Here is a 14,289-nt window from a genome sequence, read left to right as displayed (position 1 = left end):
TAGCGGCACAGTCTATGTCACGGTGGCAGGCCGGCTTCTGGCCCTCGCCGAAATTGGCAATGGCGAACTCATCCCCAAGCGCGTGTTCAACCTGACCGGACTGACTGCCAGTCCGGCTCGCAGCAATGAAAGTATCTGACGATGTCGATTACCGCCGAACGCAAAGCGGAAGTCATCAAGACCAATGCCAACAAGGCCGGTGATACCGGCTCGCCCGAGGTTCAGGTCGCGATCCTGTCGGAACGCATCAACAACCTCACCGGACATTTCAAATCCCACGTGAAGGACAATCATTCACGCCGGGGCCTTTTGAAAATGGTCGCAACGCGCCGTTCGCTGCTCGATTATATCAAGCGGAAGGACGAGGCGCGTTACAAGACGCTGCTCGAAAAGCACAACATTCGCCGCTGAGTACAGTTCACGCGCGCATTTTACGCGCGTTTTTGCGCGCGGACTCGACAATGTCCGCGCGGCGTATCCAGTCGCAATCCGGCGGCTGGGTGTAACGGGCAAGGTGCCCGTACCATCGGAAGGATGGACGCCATTCGAAACACAAAGACCATGGCAGGATCGCTGGATGCTGATCGCGCGATGCGCGCAACATCCCGCAATCTTGCGCATGGTCTTTGCGTTTTGGGGCGACCCTGCTTTCGTGAAACCATGAAAGAAGACCGCAATGTTTAATATTCATTCAGTCGAGATCGACTGGGGTGGCCGTCCCCTCAGGCTTGAAACCGGAAAGATCGCCCGCCAGGCCGACGGCGCCGTGCTCGCCACCTACGGCGAGACCGTGGTGCTCGCCACCGTCGTCGCGGCGAAGACGCCGAGGGAAGGCGTCGACTTCCTGCCGCTGACCGTCGATTACATCGAAAAGACCTATGCCGCTGGCCGCATTCCCGGCGGTTATTTCAAGCGCGAAGGCCGTCCCACCGAAAAGGAGACGCTGGTCTCCCGCCTGATCGACCGCCCGGTCCGCCCGCTGTTCGTCGATGGCTGGCGCAACGAAACCCAGGTCGTCGTCACCGTGCTTTCGCATGACATGGAAAACGATCCGGACGTTCTGGCGGTGGTCGCTGCCTCGGCGGCACTGACGCTGTCAGGCGCGCCGTTCAAGGGCCCGATCGGCGCCGCGCGCGTCGGCTTCGTCAATGACGAATACGTTCTCAACCCGACGCTCGACGAGATGGTCGAAACCCAGCTCGATCTGGTTGTCGCCGGCACCGCCGACGCCGTGCTGATGGTGGAATCGGAAGCCAAGGAGCTCAACGAAGACATCATGCTCGGCGCCGTGATGTTCGGACACCGGCACTTCCAGCCGGTGGTCAACGCGATCATCGAACTCGCCGAGAAGGCCGCCAAGGAACCGCGCGACGTCAAGATCGTCGACGAAAGCGCGCTGGAAAAGGAAATGCTCGCGCTGATCGAGACCGACCTGCGCTCGGCCTACGCCATTCCGGTCAAGCAGGACCGCTACGCCGCGGTCGGCAAGGCCAAGGAAAAGGTGATGGCGCACTATTTCCCGGAAGGCCAGGAGCCGAAATACGACAAGCTGCGCATCGCCGGCGTGTTCAAGGAACTGGAATCCAAGATCGTTCGCTGGAACATTCTCGATACCGGCAAGCGCATCGACGGCCGCGACTCCAAGACCGTGCGCAACATCATCGCCGAAGTCGGCATATTGCCCCGTGCCCACGGCTCGGCGCTGTTCACCCGCGGCGAGACCCAGGCGATGGTCGTGACCACGCTCGGCACCGGCGAGGACGAGCAGTACATCGACTCGCTGTCGGGAACCTACAAGGAGCAGTTCCTGCTGCACTACAATTTCCCTCCCTACTCGGTCGGCGAAACCGGACGCATGGGCGGCACCAAGCGGCGTGAAATCGGCCACGGCAAGCTCGCCTGGCGCGCCATCCACCCGGTACTGCCGCCGCACCACGAATTCCCCTACACGGTGCGCGTGGTCTCCGAGATCACCGAATCGAACGGGTCGTCGTCGATGGCATCGGTCTGCGGCGCCTCGCTGGCGCTGATGGATGCGGGCGTTCCGCTGAAGCGCCCGACGGCGGGTATCGCCATGGGCCTCATTCTGGAAGGTTCGCGCTTTGCCGTGTTGTCGGACATTCTCGGTGACGAGGATCATCTCGGCGACATGGACTTCAAGGTCGCCGGCACCGACCACGGCATCACCTCGCTGCAGATGGACATCAAGATCGCCGGCATTACCGAGGAGATCATGAAGGTCGCGCTCGGCCAGGCCAAGGATGGGCGCATCCATATTCTCGGCGAGATGTCGAAGGCTTTGACCGCCGCGCGTGCCGAGCTCGGCGAATACGCGCCACGGATCGAGACCTTCAAGATCGCAACCGACAAGATCCGTGAAGTGATCGGCACCGGCGGCAAGGTGATCCGCGAGATCGTCGAGAAGACCGGCGCCAAGGTCAACATCGACGACGACGGCACCGTCAAGGTCGCCTCCGCCGACGGAGAATCGATCAAGGCCGCGATCAAGTGGATCAAGTCGATCGCGTCCGATCCGGAGATCGGCCAGATCTATGACGGCACCGTGGTCAAGGTGATGGAGTTCGGCGCCTTCGTGAATTTCTTCGGCGCCAAGGACGGCCTCGTCCACATCAGCCAGCTCGCATCCAGCCGCGTGCAGAAGACCTCCGACGTCGTCAAGGAAGGCGACAAGGTCAAGGTCAAGCTGCTCGGCTTCGACGATCGCGGCAAGACGCGTTTGTCGATGAAGGCGGTCGATCAGGTGACCGGCGAGGACCTCGAGGCCAAGCAGAAGGTGGACGCCCCGCGCGAAGCCGCCGGCGAGTAACCGTCCCGGAAATCTCTCGTTGCGAAAGGGCGGCCTCTCGGCCGCCCTTTTTGTTTGGGCGCATTCTGTGAGATATTGGCCCTCATCCACAGGATCCATTCGATGCCGCCGCCCACGATCCGTCCCGCGCGAACCGACGAATATGACGCGATCGCCCGGGTCTGGATGAACAGCTGGGTCTCCACCGGGCTGGCGGAGGCTAGCAATTTCCTGCTGGCGCAGTTGCGCGCACGCCTCCCGCATGAGCTTGAGCGGGGCTGGAGCCTCTACGTCGCCGACGATGGCGGCGTGCTGGCGGCCATGCTGGCGCTGCATCTGCCCAAGAAATATCTCGACCAATTGTTCGTGGCGCCGGAATATCAGGGCCGCAGCCTCGGGCGGACGCTGCTCGCGTTCACGCGACAGCATCTGCCCGACGAGATCGAGCTGCGCTGCGTTCGCGAAAACGACAAGGCCTGGCGCTGGTATGAGCGCGAGGGTTTTATGTTCGAGGAAGAAAAAGTCGAGCCGATGACCGGATACGTCATGAAATATTATCGATGGAAAAATGAGGAGACTGCCTGATGATGAAACTCTATTGGTCGCCGCGCTCGCGATCGTTTTCCGCTTTATGGCTGATGGAGGAAACCGGGCAGCCTTACGAGCGCGTGCTGACCGACATTTCCAAGGGCGCGCAGAAGACACCCGAATATCTGGCGATCAATCCGATGGGCAAGGTTCCCGCGTTGCAGGACGGCGACGCGACGCTGGCCGAAGCCGCGGCCATCTGCGCCTATGTCGCCGAGCGCTATCCCGAGGCGAAGCTGGCGCCGCCGTTGGGCGATCCCCTGCGCGCGAAATATCTGTACTGGCTGTTTTTCGCGCCCGGTTGCATCGAGCCGGCAATGGTGCAGGTCGCGACCAAGATCGAGATGAATCCGGTATCGGCGGGCTGGGGCGATGCGCAACGGGTATTCGATGTGCTCGACGCCGCCTTGGCCAAGGGACCGTGGATTCTCGGCGAGAACTTCTCGGCCGCGGACATTGCCATCGGCGCGGGGCTGAATTTCGCGGTGCGGCTGTTCAAGATGGTGCCGTCACGCCCGTCCTTCGACCGTTACATCGACCGCTGCGCGGCGCGTCCGGCCTTCCAGCGCGCGGGCGTGCTTGCGGCGGGATGACGGAATTCCACAAATGTAGGGTGGGCAAAGGCGCTTGCGCCGTGCCCACCGTCTCCGTCATACGCTGTGTTGTGGTGGGCACGCTTTCGCTTTGCCCACCCTACGGCTTTCGCGGGTATGACGACCTTTGTTGAGGTGGCGCGGTGCGCGGACCCTGATTGCGCGCTCTACTCCGCCGTGTCCTTCAGGTCTTCCGGCCGCGGCATCGAAATGACGTTGTAGCCGGAATCGACGAAATGCGTTTCGCCGGTCACGCCGCCCGACAGCTCGGAGAGCAGATACAGCGCCGAGCCGCCGAGTTCATCCAGCGTCACCCCCCGGCCGAGCGGCGAGTGCTTCTGCTGGAACGCAAACATCGTGCGCGCATCGCCAATGCCCGAACCCGCAAGGGTGCGAATCGGACCGGCCGAAATCGCGTTGACGCGAATGCCGCGCGGACCGAAGTCGGAGGCGAGATACCGCACCGAGGCTTCCAGCGCGGCCTTGGCAACGCCCATCACGTTGTAATTCGGCATCACCCGCGTCGAACCGCCAAAGGTCAGCGTGATCATGGTGCCGCCGGAGGCCGGCATCATCTCGGCCGCGCGCCTGGCAAGCTCGGTGAACGAAAAGCACGATATCAGCATGGTGCGTGAAAAATTATCGCGGCTGGTGTCGGCGTAACGTCCCTTCAGCTCGTTCTTGTCGGAGAAGGCGATGGCGTGGACCAGAAAATCCAGATGGCCCCATTTGGCGCGCAGCGTTTCGAACACCGAATCGACGCTGGCGAGGTTCTCGACGTCGCAGGGCAGCACCAGCTCGACGCCGAGCGATTGCGCCAGCGGCTTGACGCGCTTGCCGAGCGCATCGCCCTGATAGGTGAAAGCGAGTTCGGCGCCCTGCGCCGCCAGCGTTTTGGCAATGCCCCAGGCAATCGAATGATCATTGGCGACGCCCATGATCAGTCCCCGTTTGCCCTTCATCAAGTCTTGCATCGTTCCGGTGCTCCACTAATTCCAATGTTGTCATCACCCGCGACCGGTCCGGCCTCCGGCCGGCCGGATGACAAGCTCCACCGGTTGATCCAATATTGCGAAGCGTTGCGATGAATAGCCGGGGCCGCGGAATACTGGATGCCCCGCTTTCGCGGGGCATGACAGAAACAAAATCTCACGCGTCCATCCGCTTGAACACCAGCGTGGCGTTGGTGCCGCCGAATCCGAAGGAATTGGACAATACGGTTCCGAGCTTGGCGTTGTCGATACGCTTGCGCACGATCGGCATGTCGGCAAAGGCCGGGTCGAGTTCGGTAATATGGGCGCTTTCGCAGATGAAGCCATTGTTCATCATCAACAGCGAATAAATCGCCTCCTGCACGCCGGTGGCGCCGAGCGAATGGCCGGTCAGCGCCTTGGTCGCGGAAATCGGCGGACATTTGTCGCCGGTCCCGAACACCTTGCGGATCGCCTCGATTTCCGGCGGATCGCCCGCCGGCGTCGAGGTCGCGTGCGGATTGATGTAATCGACCTTGGTGTCGACCGTCGCCATCGCCATTTTCATGCAGCGTTCGGCGCCCTCGCCCGAGGGGGCGACCATGTCGTAACCGTCGGAGGTGGCGCCGTAGCCCACGATTTCGCCGTAGATCCGCGCGCCGCGCGCCTTGGCATGTTCGAGTTCTTCGAGAACGACGACGCCGGCGCCGCCGGCAATGACGAATCCGTCGCGGCTGACGTCGTAGGGGCGCGAAGCGGTCGCGGGCGTATCGTTGTATTTCGACGACATCGCGCCCATGGCGTCGAACAGAACCGACAACGACCAGTCGAGCTCTTCGCAGCCGCCGGCGAAAACAATGTCCTGCTTGCCGATCTGGATGGTCTCGTAGGCGTTGCCGATGCAATGGTTCGAGGTGGCGCAGGCCGACGAGATCGAATAGTTCACGCCCTTGATCTTGAACCAGGTCGCAAGCGTTGCCGACGCCGTCGACGACATCGCCTTCGGCACCGCAAACGGTCCGACCCGCTTCGGTCCCTTGGTGCGGGTGATATCGGCGGCCTCGACGATGGTGCGCGCCGATGGACCGCCGGAGCCCATGATGATGCCGGTGCGAATGTTGGAAACTTCCGTGGGCTCCAGACCTGAATCCTGGATCGCCTGCTCCATCGCGACGTGATTCCAGGCGGCACCCTCGCCGAGGAAGCGCATCGCGCGCCGATCGATGATTCCCGACGGATCGAGGGTGGGCGCGCCCTGCACCTGGGAGCGGAAACCGAGCTCGGCATATTTGTCCGCGCGCGTGATTCCGGATTTCGCCTCATGAAGGCTCGCAAGCACTTCCTGGGTGTTGTTTCCGATGGACGAGACGATGCCCATCCCCGTGATGACAACCCGCCTCATGATCGCCTCGCCCTGTCGTTACGTTATTGTGACCGTCGTCAACCCGAATGCCGTCTCGTTCGCCGGAGCGCGCAACCTACGTTCCCGGTTGCAATGCGGCATCCTGCTTGAACAGCCCGACCTTCAGATCCTTCGCGCGATAGATAATCTCGCCGTCCATGGAAAGCCAGCCATCGGCGATGCCCAGCACCAGCTTTGAGCGCATCACGCGTTTGACATCCACGTTGTACACAACCTTGCGGACGTTCGGCAGCACCTGTCCGGCTAACTTCAGCTCCCCGAGCCCCAGTGCCCGGCCACGGCCCGCGCCGCCGGTCCAGCCCAGAAAAAACCCGACCATTTGCCAGAGCGCATCGAGGCCAAGACATCCGGGCATCACGGGATCGTTCTTGAAATGGCAGCCGAAAAACCAGAGATCCGGCTTCACGTCGAGTTCAGCCCGCACCACGCCCTTGCCGTATTCGCCACCGGTCTCCGAAATCTCGCTGATACGGTCGAACATCAGCATCGGCGGCAGCGGCAACTGGGCGTTACCCGGGCCAAACAGCTCGCCGCGGGCGCACGCCAGCAGATCCTCGTATTCATAACCGCCGCGCCGATCCAGCATGATGCCAGCCTTTTTCAAAACCCTGATGAAGCGTTTTCGAGCAAAATGGACCCGTTTCGCGTGGGAAGCGTGCCAATTTTGGCAGATTGGCGCTGAAACCGCAGATCAGGATGAGCCCTGCGGCAACCGGTGCTCGCCTTTGCTAAAATCGCAAGGCAGCATCCGCGCGCTCTCTATCATAGGCCCCGCGGACGGCAAAGCACCCCGCCGGGGCAAATAGCCGCGTTCTCCCCGCAATTGCGCTTAACCCTGGGCTGGTTCTAGTTGCGAAAAACTTGCATCTAACGGATTTCCTTCTTATATTCCGCTGCGATAGTGGTGAGATAGCGAGTGCGGTGCCGGACGTGGAAATGAACGACAACGGTTCGATGTTGAATGACGATGCCGTGGCTCCCGTGGCCCGTGTTGCGGGACACCAGCCGGCGCTGACCGGTTGTCCGTGGCACGACGTCAACGAGATGCTGCAGGCCGCGGGCCTGCGCCCGACCCGTCAACGCATGGCGCTCGGCTGGCTGCTGTTCGGCAAGGGCGCGCGCCATCTCACCGCGGAAATGCTTTACGAGGAAGCGACCCTCGCCAAGGTCCCGGTGTCGCTTGCCACCGTGTATAATACGCTCAATCAGCTCACCGATGCCGGCTTGCTGCGCCAGGTCAGCGTCGACGGCACCAAGACCTATTTCGACACCAACGTGACGGCGCATCACCACTTCTACCTTGAGAACAACCACGAACTGGTCGATATCCCGGATCCGCACCTGGTGTTGCAGAAAATGCCCGAGGTGCCCGAGGGCTACGAGATCGCCCGGGTCGACATGGTCGTCCGGCTGCGCAAGAAGCGCTGAGCGGCAACAGCTCGTCGTCCCCGCGAACGCGGGGACGACACGCAGATGCAGCTCGCGCTAACAGGCCGCGAAATCAATCCACCTTCTCGTCGGCGTAGACGCCCCACAGCCGCTGCTGTTCGATCCAGCCATCAAAGCCGTTGCCGGCGACGTGACACCAGCCGGCCGTGCATTTCTTGACCTGGGCCACCACGCCGGCCTGCAGGCGGGCCGCGATGGCGCTGGTTTGATCCGCGCTATCGTAGAGCGGCGCCAGTTCGTCCTTGCTCTTCATGGTGATCACAGCCGTGCGGCGCCCCGACAGCAGCGAGTGATAGACCCAGCCCTCGGCGCCCTCGGAATCGCGCACCCGGCGCCAGTTCTCGAATTCGGCGGTGATTTCAACCGGCAGACCGGAGCGGGTATAGACCCAGGCGACGTCGTTATCCTTGGTCGGACCGGCCCGGACGTTCACATGGTCGGATTTGAGGCTGACATAGCGCGGCACCGGCAAGCCGCTGGTGGTGAGCGCCGAATCCTTTGCCGAAACCGCCGTGCTGGCCGAGGCACCCAGCAAGCCACCCGCGAGCACCACCACAGAATAGAAACGCCTCAACGCCATCAACTCGTCTCCTGCCGAGAACCCAGCTCGAATTCTTCGAGCTGAAACACGTGCGACCACCAATCCCTCAGCCCCCTGTACCGATGCCCCTCGGTCCGTGAAACCCCGGTTCCCGCCAGGGTTCTTGTCTTGGCCCGGTCTTCTGCTAGAGAGGACGGAACGCCGAGAACCAAGAAAAGCCCGAATGTCCCCTTCGCAAATCCAGGGAGACGTCGGGGGGAACCCAAGAAAACCTGGTTCAAACCTAGTACAAACCTGAAGCAAACGCCGGGGTCACGCGGCTGCCGCAGTGTCGAACAACCGGGTTAATGAGGTCTGAACAACCTCGCGAGAGCAGGACATGTCGGTCAAGAAAAAGCCGCTCGTTGTCGTCACGCGCAAGCTGCCGGACTCAATCGAGACCCGCATGCGCGAATTGTTCGACGCCCGGCTCAATCTCGACGATACCCCGCTGACCCCGGAGCAAATCGCCGAGGCCGTCCGCACCGCCGACGTGCTGGTGCCGACCGTCACCGACGAGATCACCGAAGAATTGCTCAGGCAGCCCGAATGCGCGCTGAAGCTGATCGCCAATTTCGGCAACGGCGTCGACAATATCGATGTCGTCGCCGCGCATGCGCGCGGCATCACCGTAACCAATACGCCGAAGGTTTTGACCGAAGATACCGCCGACATGACCATGGCGCTGATTCTCGCGGTGCCACGCCGGCTGATCGAAGGCGCCTCGGTCCTCACCGACGGCAAGCACTGGCCAGGCTGGTCGCCGACCTGGATGCTCGGCCACCGCATCGGCGGCAAGCGGCTCGGCATTATCGGCATGGGCCGCATCGGCCAGGCCGTGGCCCGCCGCGCGCGCGCCTTCGGGCTGCAGATTCACTACCACAACCGCCGTCCCGTCGCGCCGAAGATTGCCGAGGAACTGGGCGCGACCTATTGGGAAAGTCTCGACCAGATGCTGGCGCGGATGGACATCATCTCGGTGAATTGTCCGCACACGCCGGCCACCTTTCACCTGCTGTCGGCGCGGCGGCTGAAGCTGATCCGCAAGGATGCCTATATCGTCAACACCGCGCGCGGCGAGGTGATCGACGAGGACACGCTGGTCAAGCTGATCGAAGCCGGCGACATCGCCGGCGCCGGCCTCGACGTGTTCGAGAACGAACCCGCGGTCAGTCCGAAACTGGTGCGGCTGGCGAAGGCCGGCAAGGTGGCGCTGCTGCCGCATATGGGCTCGGCGACGATCGAAGGCCGGGTCGAGATGGGCGAGAAGGTGATCATCAACATCCGGGCCTTCCTCGACCATCACAAGCCGCCGGACCGCGTGCTGCCGAGCATGCTGTAAATGCCGAAGTTGTCATTCCGGGATGGTGCGTTAGCACCAGACCTCAGATGTGCGATTGCACATCGGGGAATCTCGAGATTCCGGGTTCGATGCTTCGCATCGCCCCGGAATGACGCCGAGCGGTGGAAGCTCTCACCCGTGCCCGCTCAGATCGGTGATCACAAGCGCATCGCCGTTGAGCGGGTTCAGGGGATCGCGCCGATAGCGCAGCGTCTCGAACCGCATCGCGCGTGCGTCCACCATCAGCAACCGCCCGACCAGGCCCTCGCCGAAACCGACGATCTCGCGGATCGCCTCCAGCGCCATCATCGATCCCAGCACGCCAGCCAGCGCCCCCATCACCCCGGCCTCCGCGCAGGCCGGTACCGTGCCCGGCGGCGGCGGCTCGGGAAACAGGCAGCGGTAGGTCGGATTGAACTCGCCTTCGGCATTTCTCTCATGCGCGCGGATCGTGGTCAGCGATCCGTCGAACATGCCGAGCGCGGCCGTGATCAGCGGCTTGCCGGCGAGGAAGCACGCATCCGAAACCAGATAGCGGGTTTCGAAATTATCGGAACCATCCAGCACCAGATCGTAACCGCCGATCAGCGACAGCGCATTGCGGGCGTCGAGCCGGGTGGCGTGCGCCGCGAATCTGACATGGGGATTGAGCGCGTGAATCTGTTCGGCGGCGCTGTCGACCTTGCGGCGGTTGATGTCCGGTGTGGTGTGAATGATCTGGCGCTGCAGGTTGGACAGCGAGACGATGTCATCATCGACCACGCCGAGTTCACCGACGCCGGCCGCGGCGAGGTACATCAGCGCGGGCGCACCGAGACCCCCGGCGCCGATCACCAGCACGGAGGCTTCCTTCAAGGCGGCCTGGCCGGGGCCGCCGACCTCGCGCAGCACAATATGGCGGGCGTACCGTTCGAGTTCGTCGGCACTTAGCATGGCTTTATCAAGTCCCTCAATTTCATTCCGTGTCGTTGCCTCGCCGGACCCAGGGTATCGCTGGCTGCTTGAACCATGGCATCCCTGTTGCCGACCAAGCAGATGTGCTTAATTGCGGCCGCTTCAATGGACCCAAGACTTGGGACCAAGACTTGGGACCAAGACTTGGGACCAAGACTTGGGACCCGAGACTTGTCATGAGAAGACTTGTCATGAGATCGATGCTGACAGCAACATTGATATTCGTGGCCGCGGGGGGCTCCGCCCAGGCGCAGCTGACGCCGCCGTCCACCGCCGGCGCCAAGCCGAAGGTGGTCGCGACCGTTCCGGTCCGGCCCGCTCTGCAGACCCCCGCCGATACCGCCAATGCGATGGCGCAGGCGGAACGTCAGGCCATCCAGTCGGACCTGGCCTGGGTCGGCCAGTACAATGGCGCCATCACCGGCGAAGTCAGCGAACGCATGGTGGAATCCATCAAGGAATTCCAGAAGGCGCGAGGCGGCAAGCAGACCGGCGTGCTCAACCCGCAGGAGCGCAGCGTGCTCGCCGAGACCGCGCGGCGGCGGCAGGACAATGCCGGCTGGAAGATCGTCACCGATGCCGGCACCGGGGCGCGGCTCGGCATTCCCACCAAGCTCGTGCCGCAGCAATCCAGCGACGCCAACGGCGCCAAATGGAGTTCTCCCACCGGGACCATCCAGGTTCAGCTTGCGCGGCGCAAGGAAGCCAACCCGACCACGGCGAAGCTCGCCGATCGGGAAAAGAAGGAACCTGCCGGGCGGGCCGTCGACTACACCGTGGTCAAGCCTGAGTTCTTCGTGCTGTCGGGCTTGCAGGGCCTGAAGAAATTCTACGTGCGCGGCACCTTCAAGGGCGACGAGGTGCGTATCCTCACCATTCTCTACGACCAGGCCACCGAAAATACCGTCGAGCCGGTGGTGATCGCGATGTCGAGCGCGTTCAATCCGTTCCCGACCGGCGCCCAGATCGCAGGCCCTGCGCCGCGCAAGACCGTGGAATATGGCACCGGCGTGGTGGTCAGCGATGACGGCGCGATCATCGCCGACCGCGAGATCACCGATGGCTGCCTCGCGATTGCGATTGCAGGCTTCGGCAATGCCGATCGCGTCGCCGAGGACAAGGACCGCGGCCTGGCGCTGCTGCGCCTTTACGGCGCGCACGGATTGAAGCCGCTGGCCCTGAGCAACGGCGCGGCCAAATTGAATGTCGAGCTGACGGGTATTTCGGATCCGCAAAATCAGGGCGGCGGCGGTGCCGCCAGCAGCGTCAAGGCATCGGTTGCGCCAATCAGCGGCGGCGGCGATCTCGCGCTGTCACCGCCGCCGGCGGTCGGCTTTTCCGGTGCCGTGGCGCTCGACAGCGACGGCATATTTGCCGGCGTCGCGCTGCTGAAGCCGGCCATCGTTGCGGGGCCGCCGAATGCCGGGCCCGCGGCACAGGCGGTGCTGGTGCCGGCGGATACCGTGCAGGATTTTCTCAAGGCCAATGGCGTCAATGCAACCGGTGGATCGACGGATGCGAAGTCATCGGTGGTGCGCGTGATCTGCGCGAGGAAATGATCGACCGTCGTCTTCATCCGCGAGAGCGCTCGCTCCCCGCTTTCGCGGGTACGACGTCGGTCGCCTCCCGTAGTGTCCCGGAATAGCCATACGACTCATAACCCGTCATCGTTGTGACGTTGCTGATTCGGACCGCCGCGATTCCCAGCACGTCTGGGTCGGACAGGCACGTCCTGAGCGAGAATAGCTCGACATTACAGATGCGATGCATCTCAGTCCGGCGTAACCGCAGATTCCCGTTCAAGCAATCCAAAGGATTCAATAATGCATACGATCGTATTGGCCACCCAAAAGGGCGGCAGCGGCAAGAGTACGCTTGCCATCGGCCTCGCCTTGGCAGCGATACAGGCCGGACACACCGTTCGCCTGATTGAGACGGATTCCCAGGGAACCCTTTCGAACTGGCAAGGCCGCCGCGCCTATGCCGAGCCGATCGTCGAGCCGGTTTACGTCGCCGCCGAGATCGAACAGCGGCTGCGGTCTTTGAGCCAGAGTGGCGTTACACTGACGATCATCGATACCGCCGGCGGCGTCAGCGCCGCGACGACGACGGCGATTGGCTGCGCTGATCTCTGCCTGATACCCGCGCGCCCGACCGTCGCCGATATCGAAGCAACCGCATCGACGCTTCACACCATCCGCGCCAGCGACAAGCCGTTCGCTTTCGTCCTCAACCAGACGCCGATCCGCGGCCAACGCATCACCAATGCCGCCACAACGCTTTGCGATGAAGCGGCGCTCGATATCGCCGGCGTTCTCGCCCAGCCTTTCATCGTCATGCGCAACGATCACCAGGATGCGCTGAGCGCGGGCCTGGCGGTGAGCGAATATGCCCCGCAAAGCAAATCGGCGGACGAAGTTCGCGGCCTCTGGCAATGGGTCGAGGCCAAGCTGAATGCCGGCAAACTGGACTCTTTGGCCGTCGCCGAGATGCAGCCGATCCTCAGCGAACTGCCGGCATCGCCCGAGATCCTTCACGCGATGTTTTCGCCAATGCCTGCGGAAACGCCGGCGCTGGTTTCCTGAATTTTACAGCTTCGGGTTGGGGGGCATGACGACAACGCTCCTTCTCCGCCTGGCGGGGAGGGAGCGTTTGTCGTTATGGCGAACGAATTTCACTTCTGACATTTCGGGCACCAGAAGGTCGAACGGCCGTTCTGGGTGAACCGCCGCACGATGCCGCCACAGCCGGCGGTCTGGCACTTTTCACCCTCGCGGTCGTAGACCTGAAACGAATGCTGGAAATAGCCGAGTTCGCCGGAGGTCTGGCGATGATCGCGCAGCGACGAGCCGCCGGCCTTGATGGCCTGGTTGAGCACCGAGTGAATGGCACTGACCAGGCGCTTGGCGTGATCGGTCGGTTGGCCTTTTTTGTCCGCCAGCGTCGCGGCCAATCTTCGCGGCGACAGATGCGAACGATACAGCGCCTCGCAGACATAGATATTGCCAAGCCCCGCCACCACCCGCTGGTCGAGCAGCGCCGCTTTCAGACTGGTCTTCTTGTTGGCGCATGACTGCGCCAGCATTGTTGCATCGAATTCGTTGCCGAGCGGTTCCGGACCGAGACCCCTGAGCAGCGGCTCGTCGTCGAGCGCCTTGCGGGCGATGATCTTCATGTAGCCGAACCGGCGCGGATCGTTGAAGACCACAGCCGCGCCCGACGACATGTGAAACACCACATGATCATGGGCGCGGTCCTCATGGCGCGGATGGTGGAACTGGCCCGGCACTGTCTTGTCCTCATCCGTGACGACGCGGAACGAGCCCGACATGCCCAGATGCATCAGCAGCACATCCCCCGATTCAAGGTCGGCCATCAGGTATTTGGCGCGACGGCCAAGTCCGGTCACGGTCTGGTCCTGCAGCCGCGCGACAAAGTCTTTCTGAAATGGAAATCGCAGGTCTTTGCGCCGGATTTCGGCCTTGACGATTTTTGAACCCTCCATGACAGGCTGCAGGCCACGGCGGACGGTCTCAACTTCGGGTAATTCGGGCATGCGCGGCATTCACCTTGAGGGGCTGAC

At 62.7% G+C, this 14,289-nt stretch carries 14 protein-coding genes and 1 pseudogene; 9 read left to right on the top strand and 6 right to left on the bottom strand.

The window, feature by feature from the left end; genetic code table 11:
• From ABR948_RS20895 to ABR948_RS20875, 5 genes and pseudogenes are all read left to right on the top strand, one after another.
• Window positions 1–139: pseudogene (locus tag ABR948_RS20895) on the top strand (tRNA pseudouridine(55) synthase TruB); the annotation flags it as partial.
• 2 nt (window positions 140–141) lie between these two features.
• Window positions 142–411, top strand: coding sequence for a 30S ribosomal protein S15 (gene rpsO, locus ABR948_RS20890; protein WP_213735724.1), 270 nt, complete (start codon window positions 142–144; stop codon window positions 409–411).
• A gap of 265 nt (window positions 412–676) precedes the next feature.
• Window positions 677–2,827, top strand: coding sequence for a polyribonucleotide nucleotidyltransferase (pnp, locus tag ABR948_RS20885; protein ID WP_428121516.1), 2,151 nt, complete (start codon window positions 677–679; stop codon window positions 2,825–2,827).
• 102 nt (window positions 2,828–2,929) lie between these two features.
• Window positions 2,930–3,391, top strand: a complete 462-nt coding sequence (locus ABR948_RS20880; RefSeq protein ID WP_428121514.1) for a GNAT family N-acetyltransferase — start codon at window positions 2,930–2,932, stop codon at window positions 3,389–3,391.
• Entirely contained in the window at window positions 3,391–3,987 is a 597-nt protein-coding gene (locus ABR948_RS20875) for a glutathione S-transferase family protein (RefSeq protein WP_428121512.1), read from the top strand. The genes ABR948_RS20880 and ABR948_RS20875 overlap by 1 nt, the downstream gene beginning before the upstream one ends.
• A 167-nt stretch (window positions 3,988–4,154) precedes the next feature.
• Here the strand turns inward: ABR948_RS20875 and fabI are convergent, their stop codons facing one another.
• The 3 genes from fabI to fabA form a co-directional block, all read right to left on the bottom strand.
• Window positions 4,155–4,961 carry an enoyl-ACP reductase FabI gene (gene fabI, locus ABR948_RS20870; RefSeq protein WP_428121509.1) on the bottom strand — a complete coding sequence of 269 codons (807 nt, stop codon included), beginning with the start codon at window positions 4,959–4,961 and terminating at the stop codon, window positions 4,155–4,157.
• A 175-nt stretch (window positions 4,962–5,136) separates the two neighbouring features.
• Window positions 5,137–6,360, bottom strand: a complete 1,224-nt coding sequence (fabB, locus tag ABR948_RS20865; protein WP_428121507.1) for a beta-ketoacyl-ACP synthase I — start codon at window positions 6,358–6,360, stop codon at window positions 5,137–5,139.
• Between the two features lie 76 nt (window positions 6,361–6,436).
• Window positions 6,437–6,967 carry a 3-hydroxyacyl-[acyl-carrier-protein] dehydratase FabA gene (gene fabA / locus ABR948_RS20860; RefSeq protein ID WP_428121505.1) on the bottom strand — a complete coding sequence of 177 codons (531 nt, stop codon included), beginning with the start codon at window positions 6,965–6,967 and terminating at the stop codon, window positions 6,437–6,439.
• 368 nt (window positions 6,968–7,335) lie between these two features.
• On the opposite strand from fabA, the gene irrA reads away from it, so the two are divergent.
• Window positions 7,336–7,809 (top strand): iron response transcriptional regulator IrrA, encoded by a 474-nt coding sequence (irrA, locus tag ABR948_RS20855; protein ID WP_428121518.1) that lies wholly within the window; start codon window positions 7,336–7,338, stop codon window positions 7,807–7,809.
• Window positions 7,810–7,882: 73 nt separating this feature from the next.
• Here irrA and ABR948_RS20850 read toward each other — a convergent pair whose 3' ends face one another.
• Entirely contained in the window at window positions 7,883–8,410 is a 528-nt protein-coding gene (locus ABR948_RS20850) for an SH3 domain-containing protein (protein WP_428121502.1), read from the bottom strand.
• 340 nt (window positions 8,411–8,750) lie between these two features.
• On the opposite strand from ABR948_RS20850, the gene ABR948_RS20845 reads away from it, so the two are divergent.
• Window positions 8,751–9,752, top strand: a complete 1,002-nt coding sequence (locus tag ABR948_RS20845; protein WP_428121500.1) for a 2-hydroxyacid dehydrogenase — start codon at window positions 8,751–8,753, stop codon at window positions 9,750–9,752.
• A gap of 132 nt (window positions 9,753–9,884) precedes the next feature.
• Here ABR948_RS20845 and ABR948_RS20840 read toward each other — a convergent pair whose 3' ends face one another.
• Complete coding sequence (locus ABR948_RS20840; RefSeq protein ID WP_428121498.1) at window positions 9,885–10,685, bottom strand: HesA/MoeB/ThiF family protein; 801 nt, start codon at window positions 10,683–10,685, stop codon at window positions 9,885–9,887.
• Window positions 10,686–10,897: 212 nt separating this feature from the next.
• On the opposite strand from ABR948_RS20840, the gene ABR948_RS20835 reads away from it, so the two are divergent.
• Together ABR948_RS20835 and ABR948_RS20830 are read left to right on the top strand one after the other, a co-directional pair.
• Window positions 10,898–12,265 carry a peptidoglycan-binding protein gene (locus tag ABR948_RS20835; RefSeq protein WP_428121496.1) on the top strand — a complete coding sequence of 456 codons (1,368 nt, stop codon included), beginning with the start codon at window positions 10,898–10,900 and terminating at the stop codon, window positions 12,263–12,265.
• 264 nt (window positions 12,266–12,529) lie between these two features.
• Entirely contained in the window at window positions 12,530–13,291 is a 762-nt protein-coding gene (locus ABR948_RS20830) for a nucleotide-binding protein (RefSeq protein ID WP_428121494.1), read from the top strand.
• Window positions 13,292–13,380: 89 nt separating this feature from the next.
• Here the strand turns inward: ABR948_RS20830 and mutM are convergent, their stop codons facing one another.
• Window positions 13,381–14,262, bottom strand: a complete 882-nt coding sequence (gene mutM, locus ABR948_RS20825; RefSeq protein WP_428121492.1) for a bifunctional DNA-formamidopyrimidine glycosylase/DNA-(apurinic or apyrimidinic site) lyase — start codon at window positions 14,260–14,262, stop codon at window positions 13,381–13,383.
• Between the last annotated feature and the right edge of the window lie 27 nt (window positions 14,263–14,289).

The sequence above is a fragment of the Bradyrhizobium sp. genome, assembly GCF_050014615.1.
GTDB lineage: Bacteria > Pseudomonadota > Alphaproteobacteria > Rhizobiales > Xanthobacteraceae > Bradyrhizobium.
This window is presented reverse-complemented; position numbering and strand designations above follow the sequence as displayed.